The sequence below is a fragment of the Dactylosporangium aurantiacum genome (genome assembly GCF_000716715.1).
In the GTDB taxonomy this organism is placed as follows: Bacteria; Actinomycetota; Actinomycetes; order Mycobacteriales; family Micromonosporaceae; genus Dactylosporangium; species Dactylosporangium aurantiacum.
Genome location: NZ_JNYJ01000129.1, coordinates 1 through 1,314, shown reverse-complemented (window position 1 = coordinate 1,314; position 1,314 = coordinate 1). Strand labels below are relative to the sequence as shown.

The following is a 1,314-nucleotide window of genomic DNA, read 5'->3' as shown; positions in this document are numbered from 1 at the left end:
TGAACCGCCCCGGGTTTGGTAGCGGCTAAACGGGTTGGGGGCCTGCCTCGGTGAGGCGGGCTTGGTGCAGTGTCTCAAACGCGGCTGGTGGCAGGTCCGCGGCGCCGCTGTGGGGCCGGCGGTGGTTGTACCAGTCGACGTACTCGAGGGTGGCGATCTCGACCTGGTCGCAGGTCCGCCACGGCCCGCGGGGTGTGATCAGTTCGGTCTTGAACAGCCCGATCGTGGACTCGGCGAGGGCGTTGTCGTAGGCGTCGGCGACCGTGCCGACCGATGCGTCGACGCCGGCCGCGGCGAGGCGTTCGGTGAAGGCAATGGACGTGTATTGACTGCCCGCGTCGTGGTGATGGATCAGCCCGGACAGGTCGGTGGTGCCGTGCCGGCCGCGGGCCCAGATCGCCATTTCGAGGGCGTCGAGGACCAGGGCGGTCTTCATGCTGCTCGCGGCGCGCCAGCCCAGGATCCGGCGGGAGTACACGTCGATGACGAACGCGACGTAGACCATCCCGGACCAGGTCGGCACGTAGGTGAAGTCGGCGACCCACAACCGGTTCGGCCGGTCCGCGTGGAACCGGCGCTGCACCAGATCCACCGGCCTGGCCGCGTGCTGGTCGGCGATCGTGGTGCGCCGGGGTTTGCCGCGCACGACACCACGCAGGCCCATGTGGCGCATGAGCCGTTCGACCGTGCAGCGGGCCACCTCGACGCCCTCGCGGTTCAAGGCCAGCCACACCTTCCGAGCCCCGTAGACGCCGTAGTTGGCTTCGTAGACCCGGCGGATCTGCCGGCACAGCCAGGCGTCGCGGCGGGCCCTGGCCGACGGCAGCCGCCGGCAGGCAGCGCGGTAGGTACTGGACGCGATCGGCCACCCGAACTGCATCAGGGCCCGGCAGATCGGCTCGACACCGAACAGGTGCTTGTGCTCGTCGATGTAGGTCACGAGCGTGGCTGTGGCCGGTCGAGCTCGGCCGCGAAGAAAGCCGACGCGCTTTTGAGGATCTCGTTCGCCCGGCGCAGCTCGGCGTTCTCCCGCCGCAACCGCTTCAGCTCAGCCGACTCGTCGGTGCTGACCCCGCTGCGTTGGCCGGTGTCGACCTGGGCTTGACGGACCCACTTCCGCAGCGTCTCCGCAGTGCCGATACCCAGCTTCTGCGCCACCGCGGTGACCGCAGCCCAGTCGGACTCATAGTTCGGCCGCACCTCGGCGACCATCCGCACTGCCCGCTGTCGCAACTCAGCAGGGTACGGGGAAGGGCGTGACATGACTCGATCCTCCACAAGAGGTCGGGCCGGTATCAAATCCGGGGCGGTTCA

The 1,314-nt window shown here is 69.0% G+C and carries 1 protein-coding gene; it reads right to left on the bottom strand.

What is annotated here, in order from left to right:
• Positions 1-25: 25 nt before the first annotated feature.
• A protein-coding gene (locus OP18_RS50560; protein ID WP_156090387.1) for an IS3 family transposase occupies positions 26-1,263 on the bottom strand; the annotation gives its coding sequence in 2 pieces (ribosomal slippage) (positions 26-981 and positions 981-1,263; 1,239 coding nt in all).
• Positions 1,264-1,314 lie beyond the last annotated feature (51 nt).